The organism is Aeromicrobium ginsengisoli (genome assembly GCF_004134905.2).
In the GTDB taxonomy this organism is placed as follows: Bacteria; Actinomycetota; Actinomycetes; order Propionibacteriales; family Nocardioidaceae; genus Aeromicrobium; species Aeromicrobium ginsengisoli.
Genome location: NZ_SDPQ02000002.1, coordinates 402,205 through 422,194, shown reverse-complemented (window position 1 = coordinate 422,194; position 19,990 = coordinate 402,205). Strand labels below are relative to the sequence as shown.

The window sequence follows — 19,990 nt, the reverse complement described above, 5'->3', positions numbered from 1 at the left end:
TAGCATACCTCATTACCTATGCTAATCAAGTTCGATATCCCTCGCTCAGGGGATCCCACGGCCGTCGCCCCGTGGCACCATCGGAAGGGTGAAACCGGCTCGTCTCGTCCTGCGGCCCCTGGGCTCCGCGACGTGGCGACGCTGGGTCTACCTCGTCCTCGGCGGGGCCGTCTTCACGCCCTTCCTCGGCGTCGGCGCCTATCCCTCGCTGCTCGCCTGGGGCAGCGGCACCGGTGCCATCGCAGCCGCGATCGCGGGTGGGACGGCGCTGATGGCCGGCGCCATCGCGTTGACGGCGACGCTCGAAGCGGTGCGGCAGCTCGAGGTGGTGGCGGCGAAGCAGCTGTTGCGCGGGCCGTTGGTCGCCGAGCTGATCCCGTCGTCCGTGAGCGGCGCAGATCGCGTGCGGGCGGGGACGTTCTTCGCACTGCACCTCGTGTGCGGCGGGCTGGTGGGTGCCGGGACGATCGTCGTGCTGCCGAGCGGCGTGACCTTCCTGCTCGGGGCGATCGGGGTCGCGGACCTCAGCGGTGAGAGCCCGTGGCAGGGGCAGCCGCCAGTGATCATGGCACTCGTCGGGCTCGGCTGCCTGGTCACCTTCGCGTACGGCACCGCCGGTCTGGGTGCGCTGATGTCCTGGGCGGCGCCGCGACTACTCGGCCGGTCCTCGACGGCGCGGCTGGCCGAGATGGAACGGGTCACCGGCGAGCTCTCGGAGCGCAACCGGCTCGCCCGCGACCTGCACGACTCGGTCGGCCACGCCCTCAGCGTCGTCGCCGTGCAGGCCGGAGCGGCGCGCAAGCTGATCGACGCCGATCCGGAGTTCGCCCGGGAGTCGCTCGCAGCTGTCGAGGCGGCGGCGAGCCAGGCGTTGGCCGACCTCGACGGCGCCCTTGCCACACTGCGCGACGAAGGGCCGCCCGGTCGCCGCCGGACGCTCACCGACATCGACTCGCTGGTCAGCCAGAGCGCCGCAGCCGGACTGGTGATCGACACCGAGCTGACCGGTCCGATCACGTCCTTGCCCGAACCGTTGTCCAGCGACGCGGTCATGGTCGTGCAGGAGGCTCTCGGCAACGCCCTGCGGCATGCCGGCCCGGTCCCCGTCACGTTGCGGATCGCGGTCGAGGGCGATGTCGTACGCCTGAGCGTCTCGAACCCGCTGCCCACCGAGCCCGCCGCTCCTCGGCCGTCCGGTGGTCGGGGTCTGCGCTGGATGGCCGAGCGGGCCCGGTCTCACGGCGGCACGATCGATGCCCAGGCTGTCGATGGCCAGTGGACGCTCGAGGCGACGATGCGGGTCGACGCATGACGACGGTCCTGATCGTCGACGACGAGCCGCTGATCCGGCGCGGCCTCCGGGCCGTCGTCGATGCCGAGGACGACCTCGAGGTCATCGGCGAGGCCACAGACGGCACCGAGGTCGTGCCGTTCGCTCGCCGGCACCGGCCCGACGTCGTGCTGATGGACGTCCGGATGCCGCGCATCGACGGCATCCGCGCCACCGAGCTGCTGCTCGCGGCGTTCGACGAGCCGCCGCGCGTCCTCGTCGTCACGACGTTCGAGAACGACGAGTACGTCTACGACGCCTTGCGCGCCGGCGCGAGCGGCTTCCTGCTCAAGCGCGCCGGGCCCGAGCAGGTCGTGGAGGCGATCCGCGTCGTCGCACGGGGTGAGTCGCTGCTGTTCCCCGCCGCGATCCGGTCGATGGCCGGCAACCACATCGGCACGCCGCGGGTCCGGCGCTGGTCGCTGACCGAGCGCGAGGAGGAGGTGCTGCGCCTCGTCGCCCAGGGCGCGAGCAACCTCGAGATCGCCGAGACCCTGTTCATCACGGTCGAGACCGTCAAGACCCACGTCAGCAACGTGCTGGCCAAGCTCGGCGTCCGCGACCGGCTCCAGGCGGTCATCGAGGCGTACGAGACGGGCTTCATCGCGACCCGCTGAGTCTCCCCCGGACGCGCCGGCACGCTCCCCCGCACGAGCGATGGCCGGCGTCGCGCGCTCGACGACGGTGGAGACATGTCACCCATCGAACAACACCACGTCCTGGCCCGCACCGCACTGGTGTGGACGCTGAGCTACGGCGCCGTGCGTACGTACTGGCAGCTCGACGGCACGCCCTCGCACCTCTCGGCGATCGGCACCGACCTGGTCGTCTTCACCGGGTGGTGGGGCGTCGCGCTCTGTGCCGCCGCCGCGCTGCTGGCGGCGGCCATGCTGCGACCGGGCCGTCGGGCGGCCGTACCCGTCCTGGCCGGTGCGACGGCGGTCGCCCTCGCCCTCGCCGCCGCGGCCGTCATGCTGGTGCTCGACCTGGTCGGCAACGTGTTCCCCGGCCTGGGAATCGGCCGCTACCCGCTGGGCGCGGCCAGCCGCGTCGCGTGCGCGACCGGCGGCGTCCTGCTCGTGCTCGCCGCTCGCTCGTTCCGGCAACAGTCAGGCATCGCGCTCCCTGTGGTCGACCGCCTGAAGGCGCTGCAGACGCCGCTGGACCACACGCCCCGCTGGGCACACGTCGCGGCGTACGTGTCGATGGGCGGCTGCCTCACCCGGGTCGCCGCGCAGGCCGTCGTGGGGTTCGACGAGTCGCCGCTGTCGGGCATCGCCTTCGAAGGCTGCTTCGTCCTGGCCGGCACGCTGCTGCCGCTCGCGCTGGTGCACTCCTGGGGAATGGTGTGGCCACGCTGGGTCCTGGGGCTCGCCGGACGGCGGGTGCCGCGGCGACTCGTGCTCTGGCCAGGCGCGGGCGTCTCCGTCATGATCGTCGGCTACTTCGGAGTCATGCTCGGCCAGATGGTCGTCGAGCGACTCCACGGTCGCAACCCGTTCCCGCCGGATGCCCGGATGGACCTGCCCGAGACGTTCTTCTGGGTCGCCGTCCCGGCGTACGTCGTGTGGGGTGCCGCGCTGGCCGTGGCCACGCTCTCGTACCACCGGCGGACCCGCTCAGACGGGGGAGCGGAATCGCTCGATGGAGGGATGGGCGGCCCGGCGCGACTGAGCAGGCTGGAAGCATGACAGCTCTCGACACCCGGCCCCTCGAGGCCTCCCCGGAGATCCGGCGGGTCGCCCACCTCGTCCCGCTCCTCACCCTGCCGTCCGGCCTCTGGCGCATCGCCCTCGTGGCCGGGCTGCCGCTGACCAACGCCGAGGTCGGCGGCTTCTGGATGCGGGTCTACATCGTGTCCCTGTCCCTCGTGACGGAGGGCGCGGCGCTGCTGACCCTCGGGCTCGTGCAGCGGTGGGGCGAGGTCGCGCCGCGGTGGATCCCGCTGATCGGCGGGCGACGCGTACGACCCCTGGCGGCGTTCATCCCGGCCATCGTCGGCGCTGCGTTCCTCACGGCGCTCTGGACCTGGGTGTTCTGGGGCATGGCGGGCAGCGAGTTCTACGACTACTTCGACGGCCCGCAAGCGGTCATCGTGACGCTCGCGTACGTGCCGCTGCTCGCCTGGGGTCCCCTGCTGGCCGTCGTCGCGATCGCCTACCTGCGCCGCCGGCGGACCTGATGCCCCACCGGTTGAGCCTGTCGACATCGCGTCGACAGGCTCAAGGACCGGAGGGGGTGATCAGGCCTTGCCGTGCGCCAGGGCGCCGAGCAGGTCGCGGTTGAGCTGCGCGATCGTGTCGAGCGGGATGCCCTTGGGGCACGCCGACGTGCACTCGCCGATGTTGGTGCAGCCGCCGAAGCCCTCGTGATCGTGCTGCTCGACCATGCCGATGACCCGCGACTCACGCTCGGGCTGGCCCTGGGGCAGCAGGCCGAGGTGCGTGATCTTGGCCGACGTGAACAGCATCGCCGAGCCGTTGGGGCACGCCGCGACGCACGCGCCACAACCGATGCAGGTCGCCGCGTCGAACGCGTGGTCCGCGTCGTCCTTGGGGACCGGCACCGCGTGGGCGTCGGGAGCCGAACCGGTCGGCGCACTGATGTAGCCGCCGGCCTGGATGATCCGGTCGAACGCCGAACGGTCGACGACGAGGTCCTTGACGACCGGGAACGCCCCCGCGCGCCAGGGCTCGACGTCGATGACGGCGCCGTCCTCGAAGCTGCGCATGTGCAGCTGGCACGTCGTGGTGACCTCGGGGCCGTGCGCGATGCCGTTGATCACGACACCGCACATGCCGCAGATGCCCTCGCGGCAGTCGTGGTCGAACGCGATCGGGTCGTCGCCGGACAGCGTGAGCTGCTCGTTGAGGACGTCGAGCATCTCGAGGAACGACATGTGCTCGCTGACGTTCTCGACGCCGTAGGTGACCATCCGGCCCTTGTCGTCGGCGTTCTTCTGACGCCACACCCTGACGGTGATGTTCACTTGTAGCTCCTGGACTTCATCTCGACGTACTCGTACTCCAGCGGTTCCTTGCGCAGCGTGGGCTGCTCGTCGCCGAACTCCCACGCCGAGACGTACGCGAACTCGTCGTCGTGACGCAGCGCCTCGCCGTCCTCGGTCTGACTCTCGGCGCGGAAGTGACCTCCGCACGACTCGCGGCGGTTGAGCGCGTCGATGCACATGAGCTCGCCGAGCTCGAAGAAGTCGGCGACGCGGCCGGCCCGCTCGAGGGTCTGGTTGAGCTCCTCGTTGACACCGGTGACCTTGACGTTGGACCAGAAGTCGGCCTTGAGGTCGCGGATCATGCTGATGGCCTTGATCAGGCCCTCCTCGGTGCGCTCCATGCCGCAGTAGTCCCACATGATCTGGCCCAGCTCCTTGTGGAACGAGTCCACCGTGCGGGTGCCGTTGATCGACAGGAACTTCTCGATCCGCTCCTCGACGGCCGTGCGAGCAGCGACGACCTCGGGGTGCGAGTCGTCGATCTTCTCGTACGGACCGTCGGCGAGGTAGTTGGCGATCGTGTAGGGCAGGACGAAGTAGCCGTCGGCCAGTCCCTGCATCAGCGCCGAGGCGCCGAGGCGGTTGGCGCCGTGCTCGGAGAAGTTGGCCTCACCGGCGACGAACAGCCCCTCGAGGTTGCTCTGCAGGTCGTAGTCGACCCACAGGCCGCCCATCGTGTAGTGCACCGCGGGGTAGATGCGCATCGGCTGCTCGTACGGGTTCTCGCCCGTGATCTGCGCATACATGTCGAAGAGGTTGCCGTACTTGGCCTCGACCTCGTGGCGGCCGAGCCGCGCGATCGCGTCGGCGAAGTCGAGGTAGACACCGAGCCCGCCGGGACCGACGCCCTTGCCGGCGTCGCACTGGTACTTGGCGGCGCGCGAGGCGATGTCACGCGGCACCAGGTTGCCGAACGCCGGATAGATGCGCTCGAGGTAGTAGTCGCGCTCGTCCTCGGGGATGTCACTCGGGGCGCGGTCGTCGCCGGCCTTCTTGGGCACCCAGATGCGGCCGTCGTTGCGCAGCGACTCCGACATCAGCGTCAGCTTGGACTGGTAGTCGCCGCTGACCGGGATGCAGGTCGGGTGGATCTGCGTGTAGCAAGGGTTCGCGAAGTAGGCGCCCTTGCGGTGCGCACGCCAGGTCGCCGTGACGTTGCAGCCCATCGCGTTGGTCGACAGGAAGAACACGTTGCCGTAGCCACCCGTCGCCAGCACCACGGCGTCAGCGGTGTGGGTCTCGATCTCGCCGGAGACCATGTCGCGGACGATGATGCCGCGGGCCTTGCCGTCGATCATGATGAGCTCGAGCATCTCGTGCCGCGTGTTCATCTCGACGGTGCCGGCGGCGATCTGGCGCTCCAGGGCCTGGTAGGCGCCGATCAGGAGCTGCTGACCGGTCTGGCCGCGGGCGTAGAACGTACGGGACACCTGCACGCCGCCGAACGAACGGTTGTCGAGCAGTCCGCCGTACTCGCGGGCGAACGGCACGCCCTGCGCGACGCACTGGTCGATGATGTTCACCGACACCTGCGCGAGGCGGTAGACGTTGGACTCGCGGGCGCGGAAGTCGCCGCCCTTGACCGTGTCGTAGAACAGCCGGTAGATGCTGTCGCCGTCGTTGCGGTAGTTCTTGGCCGCGTTGATGCCGCCCTGCGCGGCGATCGAGTGCGCCCGGCGGGGGCTGTCCTGGTAGCAGAAGCTCTTGACGTGATAGCCCGCCTCGCCGAGTGTCGCGGCGGCCGAGGCGCCTGCGAGGCCGGTGCCGACGACGATGACGCTGAGCTTGCGGCGGTTGGCCGGGTTGACGAGGTTGGTGCTGAACTTGCGCTCGTCCCAACGACGCTCGATCGGGCCGGCAGGCGCCTTGGTGTCGTGGATGTCCTCGCCGACGGCGTGGAACTGTTCGGAGACGTTCGTGGTCATGTCAGCCTCCCAAGCCGAAGAAGTAGATGGCGAACGGCGGCGCGAGGAACCCCGCGGTGATGACCACCGAGACGAGGATCGCAGCGGAGTTCCAGAACGAGTCCCGGCGCTTGGCGCTGTAGTTCTGGCCCAGCGTCGTGAACGCGCTCCAGAAGCCGTGCCACAGGTGGAAGCCGACCGCCAGCATCGCGACGGTGTAGGCCGCAAGGACCCAGAAGTGCTCGAAGCTGTGGTGCAGCTTGAGGTAGGGCGAGTCGGACGCACCACCGGGATGGATGTCGTTGGTCGTCAGGTTGAGGATGTGGAAGACGATGAACAGTGCGATCGTCACACCGCCCCAGCGCATCGTGAACGACGCGTAGCTGCGCTGGATCCCCGTGCGGTTCTGCTTGGTCTGGTAGCGCTTGCCACCGACGTAGCCGGCCGCCTTCTTGTTGCGCCGCCACAGCGTGATCGCCGCGTAGGCGTGCACGAGCACCGCCGCCAGCAGCACGACGCGCACGAACCACAGCAGTCCCTCGTGGGGCAGCATCGGCTCGCCGAACGTGCGCAGGTGGTGCGCGTACTCGTCGAAGGCATCGGGGCCCTCGAAGGCCCGCAGGTTGCCGTACATGTGCAGGATCAGGTAGCCCACCATGATGAGCCCCGACACCGCCATCGCATATTTCAGCGCAACGGTCGACGTACGCGCCGACGGTCGCTTGCTCAGTTGGGTAGTCGCCACAACTCGCCAGCCTAGGACCGGTGGCGCACTTCCGCAAAGGCATTGTGAGGTAAGGGTTCATAGCCTTTGGCTATCAACCCTCAATCCACGATGCCCTGCAGGTCAGGCGCGTCTGGCGCGCTTCTTGCGCCGGATCAGCGGGTCGAACTTGAGGTCGACGACACGCTCCTTGAGCGGGATCAGCGCGTTGTCGGTGATCTTGATGTGCTCGGGGCAGACCTCGCTGCAGCACTTCGTGATGTTGCAGAAGCCCAGGCCGTGCTCGTCCTGCGCCGCCTCCTTGCGGTTGAGGCCCTGCTCGGCGGCGGCGTCGAGCGGGTGCATGTCGAGCTCGGCGACGCGCATCAGGAAGCGCGGCCCGGCGAACGCCGGCTTGTTCTCCTCGTGGTCGCGGAGCACGTGGCACGTGTCCTGGCACAGGAAGCACTCGATGCACTTGCGGAACTCCTGCGACCGCTCGACGTCGACCTGCTGCATGCGGTAGTCGCCCGGCGCGACGCCTTCGGGCGGTACGAACGCCCGCACCTCGCGCGCCTTCTCGTAGTTGAACGACACGTCGGTGACGAGGTCGCGGATCACCGGGAACGTACGCATCGGCGTGACGACGATCGGCTCGCCCGGCGGCAGGGTCGACATGCGCGTCATGCAGAGCAGCCGGGGCCGGCCGTTGATCTCGGCGCTGCAGGAGCCGCACTTGCCGGCCTTGCAGTTCCAGCGGACCGCGAGGTCCGGGGCCTGCGTCGCCTGGATGCGGTGGATGATGTCGAGGACGACCTCACCCTCGTTGACCTCGACGTCGTAGTCGACGAAGTCTCCGGTCTCGTCGTCGCCGCGCCACACGCGGAAGTGCTCCTGGTTGCCCATCTAGATCCTTCCGCCGAGTTCTGCCGTGGTGAAGTACTTGCCGAGCTCGTCACTCTCGAACAGGTCGAGCAGGTCGTTCCTGACCGGGATCTGCTCCTGTCGCTCGACGTCGATCGTGCCGTCGGCGTTGAGCGTGCAGACCAGCAACACGTGGCGCCACTCGGCGTCCATCGTCGGGTAGTCGTCGCGGGTGTGACCGCCGCGGCTCTCGGTGCGCAGGATCGCCGCCTTGGCGACGCACTCGCTGACCAGCAGCATGTTGCGCAGGTCGAGTGCGAGGTGCCAGCCGGGATTGAACTGGCGGTGACCCTCGACCACGACCTGCTCGCCGCGAGCCTTGAGGCCCTCGAGCTTGTCGAGCGCCTCCTGGATCTCCTCCTCCTTGCGGATGATGCCGACCAGGTCGTTCATGGTCTGCTGGAGCTCCTGGTGCAACGTGTAGGGGTTCTCCGAGCCCTCCTGGCCGCCGTCACCGAACGCCGCTACGGATCGCCGCGCCGCGACCTGGACGTCGTCGTCGCTGATCGCCGGCCGCTGGGACCCGAGCGAGTCGACGTATGCCGCAGCGCCCGCGCCGGCCCTGCGGCCGAACACCAGCAGGTCGGACAGCGAGTTGCCGCCGAGCCGGTTGGAGCCGTGCATGCCGCCGGAGCACTCCCCTGCGGCGAACAGCCCGTCGACGGAAGCGGCACCGGTGTCCGGATCGACCTCGACGCCGCCCATGACGTAGTGGCACGTCGGGCCGACCTCCATCGGCTCCTTGGTGATGTCGACGTCGGCCAGCTCCTTGAACTGGTGATGCATCGACGGCAGCTTCTTGATGATGACCTCGGCCTTGAGCCGGCTCGACACGTCGAGGTAGACGCCGCCGTGCGGGGTGCCGCGGCCGGCCTTGACCTCGGAGTTGATCGCCCGGGCGACCTCGTCGCGGGGCAGCAGCTCAGGAGGACGGCGGTTGTTGTCTGCGTCGGTGTACCACCGGTCGGCTTCCTCCTCGGTCGTCGCGTACTGCGCCTTGAACACGTCCGGGATGTAGTCGAACATGAAGCGCTTGCCCTCGGAGTTGGTCAGCACGCCGCCGTCACCGCGTACGGACTCGGTGACGAGGATGCCCTTGACCGACGGCGGCCAGACCATGCCCGTGGGGTGGAACTGGATGAACTCCATGTTGATCAGTGACGCGCCGGCCCGCAGCGCCAGCGCGTGTCCGTCGCCGGTGTACTCCCAGGAGTTGCTGGTCACCTTGAACGACTTGCCGATGCCACCGGTCGCAAGGATGATCGCCGGAGCCTCGAACACGAGGTGGCGCCCGGACTCACGCCAATAGGCCAGGGCGCCGGAGATGCGGTCGCCGTCCTTGGTCAGGTCGGTGACGGTGCACTCGGCGAAGACCTTGATCCGGGCTTCGTAGTCGCCCGTCGCGGCGAAGTCCTCCTGCTGCAGCGACACGATCTTCTGCTGGAGCGTGCGGATCAGCTCGAGGCCCGTGCGGTCGCCGACGTGCGCGAGCCGCGGATAGGTGTGGCCGCCGAAGTTGCGCTGGCTGATCTTGCCGTCGGGCGTACGGTCGAACACCGCGCCATAGGTCTCGAGCTCCCAGACCCGGTCGGGCGCCTCCTTGGCGTGCAGCTCGGCCATGCGCCAGTTGTTGAGGAACTTGCCGCCCCGCATGGTGTCACCGAAGTGCACCATCCAGTTGTCCTTGTCGTTGACGTTGCCCATCGATGCCGCGCAGCCGCCCTCGGCCATCACGGTGTGAGCCTTGCCGAACAGCGACTTGCTGATGATCGCGGTCTTCTTGCCCTGCTCGCGCGCCTCGATCGCCGCCCTCAGGCCGGCACCGCCGGCTCCGATGACGATGACGTCATACGACAGTTGCTCGATCTCCGTCATTCACGATCCTTGTCAGTTGATGATGCGGGGGTCGGAGAACCAACCGGCCGAGACGGCCATGATGTAGAAGTCGGTCAGCGCCAACGTGCCGAGCGTCAGCCACGCGAGCTGCATGTGCTTGCCGTTGAGCCGGGTGACCCAGCCCCAGAGCTTGTAGCGCACCGGGTGCTGGGAGAAGTGGTTGAGCCGGCCGCCGATGATGCTGCGGCACGAGTGACAGGACGCGGTGTAGGCCCACAGGGCGACGACGTTGACGAGCAGCACGAGGTTGCCCAGCCCGATGCCGAACTCGCCGTCGCCGGTCTCGAACGCCTTGATCGCGTCGTACGTGTTGATCAACGAGATCAGGACCGCGGCGTAGAAGAAGTAGCGGTGCAGGTTCTGGCCGATCAGCGGGAAGCGGGTTTCGCCGGTGTACTTCGCGTGGGGTTCGGCGACGGCGCAGGCCGGCGGCGAGAACCAGAACGCCCGGTAGTAGGCCTTGCGGTAGTAGTAGCAGGTCATCCGGAACAGCAGCAGGAACGGCAGGGTCAGCGCGGCGTAGGGCAACCACCAGACGTCGGGCAGGAACGTGCCGAAGTGCGCGGACTCGGGGACGCAGCCGTTGGAGATGCACGGCGAGTAGAACGGCGTCAGGTAGTGGTAGTCGGCGACGAAGTAGTCCTTCTGCATGAACACGCGCACCGTGGCGTACGTGATCCAGGCGATCAGACCGACCGCGGTCGTCAGCGGCGGGATCCACCAGCGATCGGTGCGCAGGGTGCGGGCGGCGATCGCAGCCCGGCCGGCGCCGGCTTCCGGGGAGGTGGTTCGCAGTGTGGCCACCGTCACACAGTAAGGGCGGCGTACCCATCCGCCAAGTCATTGTGAGGTCGCCTTTCATAGCCGTCGACTATCATGACTGGCGTGCAGATCCAGCAGCTCGCCTACTTCGTCGCCGTCGCCCGGACCCGCCACTTCACCCGCGCCGCCGAGCTGACCGGGGTCTCCCAGCCCAGCCTGTCCAAGCAGATCCGCGTGCTGGAGAACTCGCTCGGGACACCGCTGTTCGTCCGCAACCGTGGCGCGATCGAGCTCACCAGCGCCGGTGAGGCCCTGCTGCCCCATGCGCAACGCATCCTGATCGACAGCGAGAGCGCCGAGCGCACGGTTCGCGAGGTCGCGACGCTGCGCCGAGGGCGCGTACGCATGGGGGCGACGCCGTCGCTGTGCGAGGGCCTGCTGCCGGAGGCGCTCAAGGAGTTCCACGCGTCGTACCCGGACATCGAGCTCGAGGTTCAGGAGGCTGGGTCGCGCGTGCTGACCCGCGAGCTCGCCGACGGCCGACTCGACGTCGCGCTGCTGATCGTCCCGCTGCACAACGCCGACCCCGACATCCAGACGACGCCGATCCTCCGCGAGCGCCTGGTGCTGGCCAGCCCGGCCGACGCCGACCTGCCCGATCGCCTGGAGATCCGCGATCTCGAGGACCTGCCGCTCGTGATGTTCCGTGAGGGCTACGACCTGCGCGAGGTCACGCTCGGCGCCTGCGCCGATGCCGGGTTCGAGCCGAAGCTCTCGGTCGAGGGCGGGGAGATGAGTGCCGTGCTGAGATTCGTGCAGGCCGGTCTCGGCCACGCCGTGGTGCCGAGCATGGTGCTGACGACCCGTCCACACCTCAAGGCCACGCAGCTCGACACCCCCTCGCTCGAACGGGTCATCGCGCTGGCGCACCGCAGCACCGAGGCGCTGCCGCTCGCCGCCCGTGCCTTCAAGTCCGAGCTGCTCAAGCACCTCAAGACGGTCGTCTCGGAGGACTTGGGAATCGTCTGACGCGCACCGCCTCGCGGGTCTACGCTCCCGGGATGCGCACCCGCCAGCTCGTCTGCATCGCCGCCCTGGTCGTCGTGTCCGCGTGCGGCGGTGGCGGCAGCGACAGTGGGTCGGACAAGCCCGCCGCATCGGCGCCGCTGTCCAAGGCCAAGGCGCAGAAGGCGCTGCTCACGATCGCCGACTTCGAGTCGGACTGGAAGGCAGCGCCCGTCGACGACACGGACGCCGCCATCACGATCACCAAGGGCGACACATCGTGCTCGACACTGGCGAACGGTCCCGACGACAAGGCGCCGACCAAGGTCGAGTCGTCGTTCAGCCGGGCCGACGAGGCGTCGATGAACGACACCGTCGAGTCGTACGGCGACAGCTCCAAGGCGACGACGCAGTGGCGCGCCCACCTCAAGGCCATCTCCGCCTGCCGCACGTTCACCATCGGAGGCTCCGGCACCCCGAGCGTCGATGTCGAGGTCACCCCGACCGAGGTCAGCGATCTCGGCGACGAGGCCGCGGCGTTCCACGCGACCGGGACGGTCCAGGGCGTCACGATGAACCTCGACCTGGTGACCGTCAGAGCGGGCCGGAACGTCGTGGCGATCACGACCTTGGCGTTCAACGACCAGCCGCCGCGGGACACGCTCGAGGAGAAGGTCACGACGATGCTCGACCGGCTCGACGCGGTGGACGACGCGAGCTGACGGAGGCTAGGACGAGCCGAGTGCGAACGTGTGCTGCGGGACCCAGCCCGCGACGTCGTCGTGGTGATAGAGCGCGAACTCGTTGACCGAGAACTGGCACTCGAACGAGCTGAGCTCGTCGTACGCCCGGTCGAGGCTCGCGTCGTCGAGGTTGTGCGCAACCGTGACGTGCGGGTGGAACGGGAACTCCGGCTCCGGTGCGTCGAGCGCCCGGCGGACGCACTTGGCCAGCATCTCGGTGTAGGAGATGCCCTGGCTCACGGCGATGAAGACGACGGGCGACACGGGCCTGAACGTGCCGGTGCCCCGCAGGCGCATGGGGAAGGGCGGCATCGTGGCGGACGCGCGCTCAAGCGCCGCGTAGACGCCGTCGAGCTCGTCGGGTGCGTACTCGACCGGCGGGATCAGCGTCACGTGGCTGGGCACCGTCTCTGCCATCGGGTCGCCGAACGCAGCCCGCATCTCGCGCAGCTGGCTCCCGTACGGCTCCGGCACCGGGATCGCGATCCCGACGGTGAGACGCTCGCTCATACGGGACGCACGAAGCCGGAGCGGTCGTAGACGAGGTCGAGGGTCACCGAAGCGACCTCGCGAGCGCGCTCGGCCCCCTTGGCGAGGATGCGATCCAGCTCGCCGCGGTCACTCAGGAGCTCACGGGTCCGAGCGCCGAACGGCTCCACGAAGTCGGCGACGATCTGGGACAGCGCGACCTTGAACGCGCCGTACTGCTGGCCCTCGTACTGCGTGACGATCTCGTCGATCGACTGACCCGTCAGCGCCGAGTAGATCGTCAGGAGGTTGGAGATGCCGGGCTTCTCGGCGACGTCGTAACGGATGTCGCTGCCCGAGTCGGTCATCGCCGAGCGGATCTTCTTGGCGGCCTTCTTGGGATCGTCGAGCAGGTCGATCACGCCGTTGGGCGACGACTGCGACTTGCTCATCTTGTTGGTCGGCTCCTGCAAGTCGTAGATCTTGGAGACGCCCTTGACGATGTGCGGCTTGGGCACCGTGAACGTCTCGCCGAAGCGGTGGTTGAACCGCTGCGCGAGGTCACGGGTCAGCTCGACGTGCTGGCGCTGGTCCTCACCGACGGGAACGCTGTCGGCCTGGTAGATGAGGATGTCGGCGGCCATGAGGATCGGATAGGTGAACAGGCCGACGCTCGCGGACTCGGATCCGCCCTTGACGGTCTTGTCCTTGAACTGCGTCATCCGGCTCGCCTCGCCGAACCCCGTGATGCCGCTGAGCACCCAGGCGAGCTGCGCGTGCTCGGGTACGTGGCTCTGCGCGAACAGCGCGCTGCGCTGCGGATCGACGCCGGCGGCGAGTAGCTGCGCGGCGGCGATGTAGGTGCGCTCGCGCAGTGCGGCCGGGTCGTACTCGATCGTGATCGCGTGCAGGTCGGGGATGAAGTAGAACGCCTCGAAGTCGTCCTGGAGGGCGACCCACTGCTTGAACGCGCCGAAATAGTTGCCGAGATGGTACGAGTCGGCGGTCGGCTGGGCGCCGGACAGGACTCGGGGGCGACGGTCAGCGGACATGGACGGCATTCTGCCAGCCACCACGTAGGTCGTAGGGTCGGGGCGTGACAGACGTGCGCCGGTGGGATGTGCCCGGACGAGTGAACCTGATCGGCGAACACCTCGACTACAACGGTGGTCCGGTCCTGCCGATGGCGATCGACCGCTCCTTGACGATCAAGGTGCGGCCTCGCGACGACGAGACGGTCAACCTGTGGTCCGACCTCCCGGGCTCGGCCAAGGTCACGTTCGGCACCGGCGTGCAGCCCGGCGACCTCGACGGTTGGGCCGTGTACGCCGCCGGCATCGTGTGGAGCCTCGTGTCATTCGGCCATCGGTTCGACGGCGCCGACATCGTCGTCGAGTCGCGGATCCCGTCGGGCGCCGGCATGTCGTCGTCGGCCGCCCTGACCTGCGGGATCGCCTCGGCGCTCAACGAGCTGCATGGCTACGGGCTCGACCGCACCGATCTGGCGCTCCTGGCACAGCGGGCCGAGCACGACTTCGTCGGCGCGCCGGTCGGCCTGATGGACCAGCTCGCGGTGCTCTACGGCGAGGCCGGCCACGCCGTGCTGATGGACACCGCCCAGTCACCGCCGACCACCGAGATCGTCCCGGTCACCTGGGAGGACGACGGGCTGACGCTCCTCGCGATCAACACCCGCGCGCACCACTCGCTGGCCGACGGCGAGTACGCCGCCCGCCGCACCGAGTGCGAGCAGGCCGCCGCCGAGCTCGGCGTCACGTGGCTGGCCGAGGCCACCCTCGACGCCACGATCGCGCTGACCGACGAGACGCTCAAGGCACGGACCCGGCACGTGCTGACCGAGACCGCGCGCGTACGCGGCGCCGTCAACGCCATCAGCCGGCGCGCCTGGACGCAGCTCGGCACGATCTTCACCGCCTCGCACGCGTCGCTGCGTGACGACTTCCAGGTCAGCTGCCCCGAGCTCGACGTCGCCGTCGAGGCGGCGCTCGAGGCCAACGCGCTCGGCGCGCGCATGACCGGTGGCGGCTTCGGCGGCAGCGCGATCGCCCTCGTCCCGGTCGACCGCGTGGCGGCCGTACGCGAACGGGTCGAGGCTCGCTTCGCGGCGCACCAGTGGCGTGAGCCGGAAGTCTTCGTCGTACGACCTGCAGACGGCGCTCACCTCGTCGAGTGAGCGGGTCTGGGAGACTGGGGACGTGAGCACCAAGCAGCGGATCGCGTACCAGGGAGAACCCGGCGCGAACTCCCACATCGTCGCCCGGGAGCACTACCCCGAGTGGGAGGCCGTGGCGTGCGCGTCGTTCGAGGACGCGTTCGCGGCGGTGACCAACGGCGACGCCGATCTCGCGATGATCCCGATCGACAACTCGATCGCGGGCCGCGTGTCCGACATCCACCACTTCCTGCCGACGTCGGGGCTGCACATCGTCGCAGAGCACTTCCTGCGCATCCAGTTCAGCCTGCTCGGGGTCCCCGGCTCCAGCCTCGACACGATCAAGACCGTGCACAGCCACGTCCACGCCCTCGGTCAGTGCCGCAAGATCATCAAGCAGTACGGCCTCACGCCGATCATCTCTGGCGACACCGCGGGTGCGGCACGGGAGGTCGCAGACGCCGCCGACCCCAGCCAGGCCGCCATCTCGCCACCCCTGGCCGCCGAGATCTACGGCCTCGACGTGCTGGCCTCCGACGTCGAGGACGAGGACCACAACACGACCCGGTTCGTCGTGCTCTCGCGCGAGGCCAAGCAGGCGCCGGCCGGCAACGGGCCGACCGTCACGAGCTTCATCTTCAACGTCCGCAACCTGCCAGCCGCGCTCTACAAGGCGCTCGGCGGGTTCGCGACCAACGGCGTCAACATGACCAAGCTCGAGAGCTACATGGTCGGTGGCGAGTTCACCGCGACGCAGTTCCTCGCCGAGGTCGACGGGCATCCCGAGGACACCCACCTGCGGCGGGCGCTCGAGGAGCTCGAGTTCTTCACGACCGACGTCAAGATCCTCGGGGTCTACCCGGCCGACCCGTTCCGCTCGCTCAATCCATGACCCGCGCCCAATGAAGTGGCCACTCAACGTCCCGGTCCTCAGCGACGGGATCGTGACGCTTCGGGCGCACGTACCGGCTGACACCGACGCGCTGGTCGAGATGGCCGGCGACCCCGAGATGCAGCGGTGGACGGCGATCCCCATCCCCAACACGCGGGACATGAGCGAGCAGTACGCGTTCACGGTGCTCCCGCGCGGCTGGAACGACGGCACGCACCGAGGCTGGGCGATCGAGGTCGACGGGCGGTTCGCGGGCAACGTCGACATCCGCCAGGCGCCGATCGCCGACATCGGGTTCGCGCTGCATCCCTGGGCCCGCGGCCGCGGTGTCATGACCCGGGCCGTACGCCTCGCGGTCGACTGGGCCCTGAGCGAGGGCGGCGTCGAGATCGTGCACTGGCGGTCGCACGTCGGCAACGAAGCGTCGCTCCGCGTGGCCCAGCAGACCGGGTTCAGCCTGCACGGGCTCGTGCCGGGCATGCTCCATGAGCGTGGCCAGGTCCTCGATGCGTGGACCGGCTCGTTCCGGTTCGGTGACAGCCCCGTGCCTGGCACGCCGTGGGCCGAGTCGGTGGTGCTGGAGTCCCAACGCGTACGCCTGCGGCCCTTCACCCAGGCCGACGTGCCGCGCGTCGTCGAGGCGTGCAGCGATCCGGTGTCACGGCACTTCCTGGCCGGACTCCCCCACCCCTACACGCCGGCGATCGCGCGCAGCTATCTCGCCGACTGCGTGTGGCAGGCGGCGACCGGGGCCAAGGCGACCTGGGCGATCGCCGACCTCGAGACCGACGAGCTGCTGGGCAACATCGCGGTCATGGACATGCTCGGCATCAACCCGACGTCCGGCGAGATCGGCTACTGGATGCATCCGGCGGCGAGGGGGCGGGGCCTCCTGACCGAGGCCGTACAGATGGTCGTACGCCACGCGCTCGATCCCGAGGGCCTCGACCGCCGCCGCCTCGTGCTGTACGCCGCCGCCGACAACCCGGCCAGCAATGCGGTCGCGATCGCTGCCGGCTATCGGCACTACGGCACGCAGCGCGCGGCCGAGCGCCTCGGCGACGGGTCGTTCGACGACCTGAACGGCTACGAGCTGCTCCGCTGACGCGGTTCTGTCGCACCCGGTCGCCAGACTTGGTTGCGACATGCACATGTCGTGCTATATATTCCATGAGGAATAATTGACGCGGAATGAACCGGAAGGAGCATCGATGACCCTGACCCCCCTCGCCGTCGCGGCGCTCGCTCTCGTCAACGAGCGGCCGATGCATCCCTACGAGATGTACCAACTGCTGCTCGACCGCCGTGAGGACCGCATGATCAAGGTCCGCCCCGGCTCGCTCTACCACACGGTCGAGCGGCTCCACGCGGCCAAGCTCCTCGAGGTCACCGGCACCACGCGTGAGGGCAACCGGCCCGAGCGCACGACGTACGCCATGACCGAAGCCGGCCGCGAGGCACTCACGGCCCGGATCCGGGAGCTGCTGAGCCGCCCGGTCCGCGAGTACCCGCACTTCCCCGTCGCACTCGACGAGGCGCACAACCTGCCGCCCGAGCAGGCAGCCGCCGACCTCACGGCATACGCCGACGCGCTCGACGAGGAGATCGTCGAGATCGCCGCCGTGCTCGACGGGGTCCGCGAACGCGACCTCGCCGAGGCCTACTGGATCGGCGGCGACTACCTGCTCAGCACCACGACGTTCCAGCGCGACTGGATCCGTACCCTCATCACCCGCATCGAGAGCAAGGAGCTCACGTGGCAACCTCCCCAGCACTGAAGACCGACCTGCCCGACGACTACCGGCCGTGGCCGGCGCTCTGGGCCATGGTCATCGGCTTCTTCATGATCCTCGTCGACAACACGATCGTCTCGGTCGCGACACCGGCGATCTCGACCGACCTCGACGCCGACGTCAACAGCGTCATCTGGGTCACCAGCGCCTATCTCCTGGCGTACGCCGTCCCGCTCCTCGTGACCGGGCGACTGGGTGACCGTTTCGGGCCCAAGAACATCTACCTCCTCGGGCTGGTCATCTTCACGCTCGCCTCGTTGTGGTGCGGCCTGACCGGCAGCATCGAGATGCTGATCCTCGCTCGCGTCGTGCAGGGCATCGGCGCCTCGCTCATCACGCCGCAGACCATGGCGGTCATCACCCGCACGTTCCCCGCGGCCAAGCGCGGCAGCGCGATGGCGCTGTGGGGCGCGACCGCCGGTGTCGCGACCCTCGTCGGCCCGATCCTCGGCGGCGTCCTGGTCGACAGCCTCGGCTGGGAGTGGATCTTCTTCATCAACGTGCCGGTCGGCATCGTCGGCTTCTTCCTGGCCTGGCGACTCGTCCCGGTCCTGCCGACCCACACGCACAGCTTCGACTGGCTCGGCGTCGCCCTGAGCGGCATCGGCGTGTTCCTCGTCGTGTTCGGGATCCAGGAGGGTGAGAAGTACGACTGGGGCCAGATCTCCGGCATCATCAGCGTCCCGCTGCTCATCGCCCTGGGCATCCTGGTGTTCGCCGCCTTCATCTGGTGGCAGGGCCACATCCGCAAGGAGCCGCTCGTGCCCCTCGGGCTGTTCCGTGACCGCAACTTCTCGCTGGGCAACGGCGGCATCGCGATGGTCTCGCTGGCCATCACCGCCATGGCACTGCCGTTCCAGTTCTACGCCCAGGGCGCCCGCGGCTGGAGCCCGACCGAGTCGGCCCTCTTGATGGCGCCGATGGCCGTCGTGCTGATGGTGCTGTCGCCGTTCGTGGGCAAGCTGGTCGACAAGGTCCACCCGCGCAACATCACGTTGGTGGGCTTCGGCACCGCGACCGTGTCGATGGCGTGGCTCGCGTTGATCATCGCTCCCGACACGCCGGTCTGGCAGATGCTGCTGCCCATGGCACTGTTCGGCGTCTCCAACGCCTGCATGTGGGCGCCGCTCGGGGCGACCGCGACCCGCAACCTGCCGATGAGCTCGGCCGGTTCCGGCGCCGGCGTCTACAACACGACACGCCAGATCGGCGCGGTCCTCGGCAGTGCGGCCGTCGCGGCACTGATCCAGGCTCGACTCACGGCCAACGGCCTCGGCGACTCGTCGAGCTCCGTCCAGGCCTCGGGCCGGAGCATGCCGGAGCAGATCCAGGGACCGTTCTCGGACGCGATGGCGCAGTCCCTCGTGCTGCCCGTCGTCGCGTTCGCGGTCGGCTTCGTCCTGATGATCTTCTTCGCCAGGCCGTCGCACGCCGGTCACGCCGGTGCGACCCCGGCGGCCGCGCAGCCGGTGCCCGTGGCCGAGTGACATGAGGTCGAAGGCACCCGTCCAGACCTACAGTGGACGGGTGCCTTCGACGAACATCCTGACGCTGTCGTGCCCCGACCGACCGGGGCTCGTCTATGCCGTCACGCGATGGATCGCCGAGGCCGGCGGCAACATCCTCGACAGCCAGCAGTTCTCCGACACGAGTGACGACGAGTTCTTCCTGCGGGTGCACTTCACGGTGCTCGGCTCCGTGCCTGCCGCGGAGCTCAGCGATCGCTTCGCCCCCTTGGCCGCGGAGCACCGCATGGCGTACCGACTGGTCGTCGCCGAGACCCCGGTGCGGACCCTGGTCATGGTGTCCAAGGAGGGGCACTGCCTCAACGACCTGCTCTACCGGCAGAGCACGGGGGCACTCAACATCGAGATCCCGGCGATCGTGTCGAACCACCCCGACCTCGCGCGCCTCGCCGCGGCGTACGACGTGCCGTTCCACCACGTGCCGGTCGTCGACAAGGCCGACGCCGAGGCCCGCATGCTGGCCCTGGTCGACGAGCTCGACGTCGACCTCGTGGTGCTCGCGCGCTACATGCAGATCCTGTCGGACGACACCTGCCGGCGGCTCGAGGGCCGGGCCATCAACATCCATCACAGCTTCCTGCCGAGCTTCAAGGGCGCGCGGCCCTATCAGCAGGCGCACGATCGCGGGGTCAAGTTGATCGGGGCCACGGCGCACTACGTCACGGCGGCGCTCGACGAGGGGCCGATCATCGACCAGGGCGTGCTGCGGGTCGATCACCGCATGACCGCGGCCGACCTGGCCCGGGTGGGTCGCGACGTCGAGTCCCAGACCCTGTCGCGCGCCGTGCAGCTGCACGCCGAGTCACGCGTCCTGATGAACGGCCCCCGCACCGTGGTTTTTGCCTGAGGTCGAGCGAGCTC

The 19,990-nt window shown here is 68.9% G+C and carries 20 protein-coding genes; 12 read left to right on the top strand and 8 right to left on the bottom strand.

Annotated elements, in window-relative coordinates:
* Positions 1 to 88 precede the first annotated feature (88 nt).
* The 4 genes from ESP70_RS08895 to ESP70_RS08880 all read left to right on the top strand — a co-directional run bounded on the left by ESP70_RS08895 (position 89) and on the right by ESP70_RS08880 (position 3,512).
* Positions 89 to 1,312: a sensor histidine kinase gene (locus ESP70_RS08895; RefSeq protein ID WP_149688933.1), complete on the top strand. Its 1,224-nt coding sequence runs from the start codon at positions 89 to 91 to the stop codon at positions 1,310 to 1,312.
* On the top strand, positions 1,309 to 1,947 hold the full coding sequence (locus tag ESP70_RS08890; RefSeq protein WP_149688932.1) for a response regulator: 639 nt from the start codon (positions 1,309 to 1,311) through the stop codon (positions 1,945 to 1,947). The genes ESP70_RS08895 and ESP70_RS08890 overlap by 4 nt, the downstream gene beginning before the upstream one ends.
* 75 nt (positions 1,948 to 2,022) lie before the next feature.
* Positions 2,023 to 3,021, top strand: a complete 999-nt coding sequence (locus ESP70_RS08885; protein ID WP_149688931.1) for a hypothetical protein — start codon at positions 2,023 to 2,025, stop codon at positions 3,019 to 3,021.
* Positions 3,018 to 3,512, top strand: coding sequence for a hypothetical protein (locus tag ESP70_RS08880; RefSeq protein ID WP_149688930.1), 495 nt, complete (start codon positions 3,018 to 3,020; stop codon positions 3,510 to 3,512). Before ESP70_RS08885 ends, ESP70_RS08880 begins: the two co-directional genes overlap by 4 nt.
* 60 nt (positions 3,513 to 3,572) lie before the next feature.
* Here ESP70_RS08880 and ESP70_RS08875 read toward each other — a convergent pair whose 3' ends face one another.
* The 6 genes from ESP70_RS08875 to ESP70_RS08850 all read right to left on the bottom strand — a co-directional run bounded on the left by ESP70_RS08875 (position 3,573) and on the right by ESP70_RS08850 (position 10,571).
* Positions 3,573 to 4,319: a succinate dehydrogenase/fumarate reductase iron-sulfur subunit gene (locus ESP70_RS08875; RefSeq protein ID WP_149688929.1), complete on the bottom strand. Its 747-nt coding sequence runs from the start codon at positions 4,317 to 4,319 to the stop codon at positions 3,573 to 3,575.
* Entirely contained in the window at positions 4,316 to 6,265 is a 1,950-nt protein-coding gene (locus ESP70_RS08870; protein ID WP_149688928.1) for a fumarate reductase/succinate dehydrogenase flavoprotein subunit, read from the bottom strand. Before ESP70_RS08870 ends, ESP70_RS08875 begins: the two co-directional genes overlap by 4 nt.
* 1 nt (position 6,266) lies before the next feature.
* Positions 6,267 to 6,989, bottom strand: coding sequence for a succinate dehydrogenase cytochrome b subunit (locus ESP70_RS08865; protein ID WP_149688927.1), 723 nt, complete (start codon positions 6,987 to 6,989; stop codon positions 6,267 to 6,269).
* 102 nt (positions 6,990 to 7,091) lie between these two features.
* Positions 7,092 to 7,853, bottom strand: a complete 762-nt coding sequence (locus tag ESP70_RS08860; RefSeq protein WP_149688926.1) for a succinate dehydrogenase/fumarate reductase iron-sulfur subunit — start codon at positions 7,851 to 7,853, stop codon at positions 7,092 to 7,094.
* Positions 7,854 to 9,746, bottom strand: a complete 1,893-nt coding sequence (locus ESP70_RS08855; RefSeq protein WP_149688925.1) for a fumarate reductase/succinate dehydrogenase flavoprotein subunit — start codon at positions 9,744 to 9,746, stop codon at positions 7,854 to 7,856.
* Between the two features lie 12 nt (positions 9,747 to 9,758).
* A complete protein-coding gene (locus ESP70_RS08850; protein ID WP_246161980.1) occupies positions 9,759 to 10,571 on the bottom strand; it encodes a hypothetical protein in 813 nt (270 codons plus the stop codon).
* Positions 10,572 to 10,652: 81 nt separating this feature from the next.
* Here ESP70_RS08850 and ESP70_RS08845 point away from each other — a divergent pair, with 81 nt between their 5' ends.
* Together ESP70_RS08845 and ESP70_RS08840 are read left to right on the top strand one after the other, a co-directional pair.
* Complete coding sequence (locus ESP70_RS08845; protein ID WP_149688924.1) at positions 10,653 to 11,558, top strand: LysR family transcriptional regulator; 906 nt, start codon at positions 10,653 to 10,655, stop codon at positions 11,556 to 11,558.
* Between the two features lie 32 nt (positions 11,559 to 11,590).
* The gene (locus tag ESP70_RS08840) at positions 11,591 to 12,256 is read left to right on the top strand and encodes a hypothetical protein (protein ID WP_149688923.1); all 666 of its coding nucleotides are present in this window, start codon (positions 11,591 to 11,593) and stop codon (positions 12,254 to 12,256) included.
* Between the two features lie 6 nt (positions 12,257 to 12,262).
* Here ESP70_RS08840 and ESP70_RS08835 read toward each other — a convergent pair whose 3' ends face one another.
* Positions 12,263 to 12,787 (bottom strand): 2'-5' RNA ligase family protein, encoded by a 525-nt coding sequence (locus ESP70_RS08835; RefSeq protein WP_149688922.1) that lies wholly within the window; start codon positions 12,785 to 12,787, stop codon positions 12,263 to 12,265.
* On the bottom strand, positions 12,784 to 13,797 hold the full coding sequence (gene trpS, locus ESP70_RS08830; protein WP_342780172.1) for a tryptophan--tRNA ligase: 1,014 nt from the start codon (positions 13,795 to 13,797) through the stop codon (positions 12,784 to 12,786). The genes ESP70_RS08835 and trpS overlap by 4 nt, the downstream gene beginning before the upstream one ends.
* A 44-nt stretch (positions 13,798 to 13,841) precedes the next feature.
* Between trpS and galK the strand changes: the two genes are divergently transcribed.
* The 6 genes from galK to purU all read left to right on the top strand — a co-directional run bounded on the left by galK (position 13,842) and on the right by purU (position 19,976).
* Positions 13,842 to 14,939 (top strand): galactokinase, encoded by a 1,098-nt coding sequence (gene galK, locus ESP70_RS08825; RefSeq protein ID WP_149688920.1) that lies wholly within the window; start codon positions 13,842 to 13,844, stop codon positions 14,937 to 14,939.
* Positions 14,940 to 14,961: 22 nt separating this feature from the next.
* Positions 14,962 to 15,810, top strand: a complete 849-nt coding sequence (locus ESP70_RS08820; protein WP_149688919.1) for a prephenate dehydratase — start codon at positions 14,962 to 14,964, stop codon at positions 15,808 to 15,810.
* A 10-nt stretch (positions 15,811 to 15,820) separates the two neighbouring features.
* On the top strand, positions 15,821 to 16,915 hold the full coding sequence (locus ESP70_RS08815) for a GNAT family N-acetyltransferase (protein ID WP_149688918.1): 1,095 nt from the start codon (positions 15,821 to 15,823) through the stop codon (positions 16,913 to 16,915).
* A 106-nt stretch (positions 16,916 to 17,021) separates the two neighbouring features.
* Positions 17,022 to 17,588, top strand: coding sequence for a PadR family transcriptional regulator (locus tag ESP70_RS08810; RefSeq protein ID WP_246161979.1), 567 nt, complete (start codon positions 17,022 to 17,024; stop codon positions 17,586 to 17,588).
* The gene (locus ESP70_RS08805; protein ID WP_342780171.1) at positions 17,567 to 19,090 is read left to right on the top strand and encodes a DHA2 family efflux MFS transporter permease subunit; all 1,524 of its coding nucleotides are present in this window, start codon (positions 17,567 to 17,569) and stop codon (positions 19,088 to 19,090) included. Before ESP70_RS08810 ends, ESP70_RS08805 begins: the two co-directional genes overlap by 22 nt.
* Position 19,091: 1 nt before the next feature.
* Entirely contained in the window at positions 19,092 to 19,976 is an 885-nt protein-coding gene (gene purU / locus ESP70_RS08800; RefSeq protein ID WP_149688917.1) for a formyltetrahydrofolate deformylase, read from the top strand.
* The last annotated feature ends 14 nt before the right edge of the window (positions 19,977 to 19,990 follow it).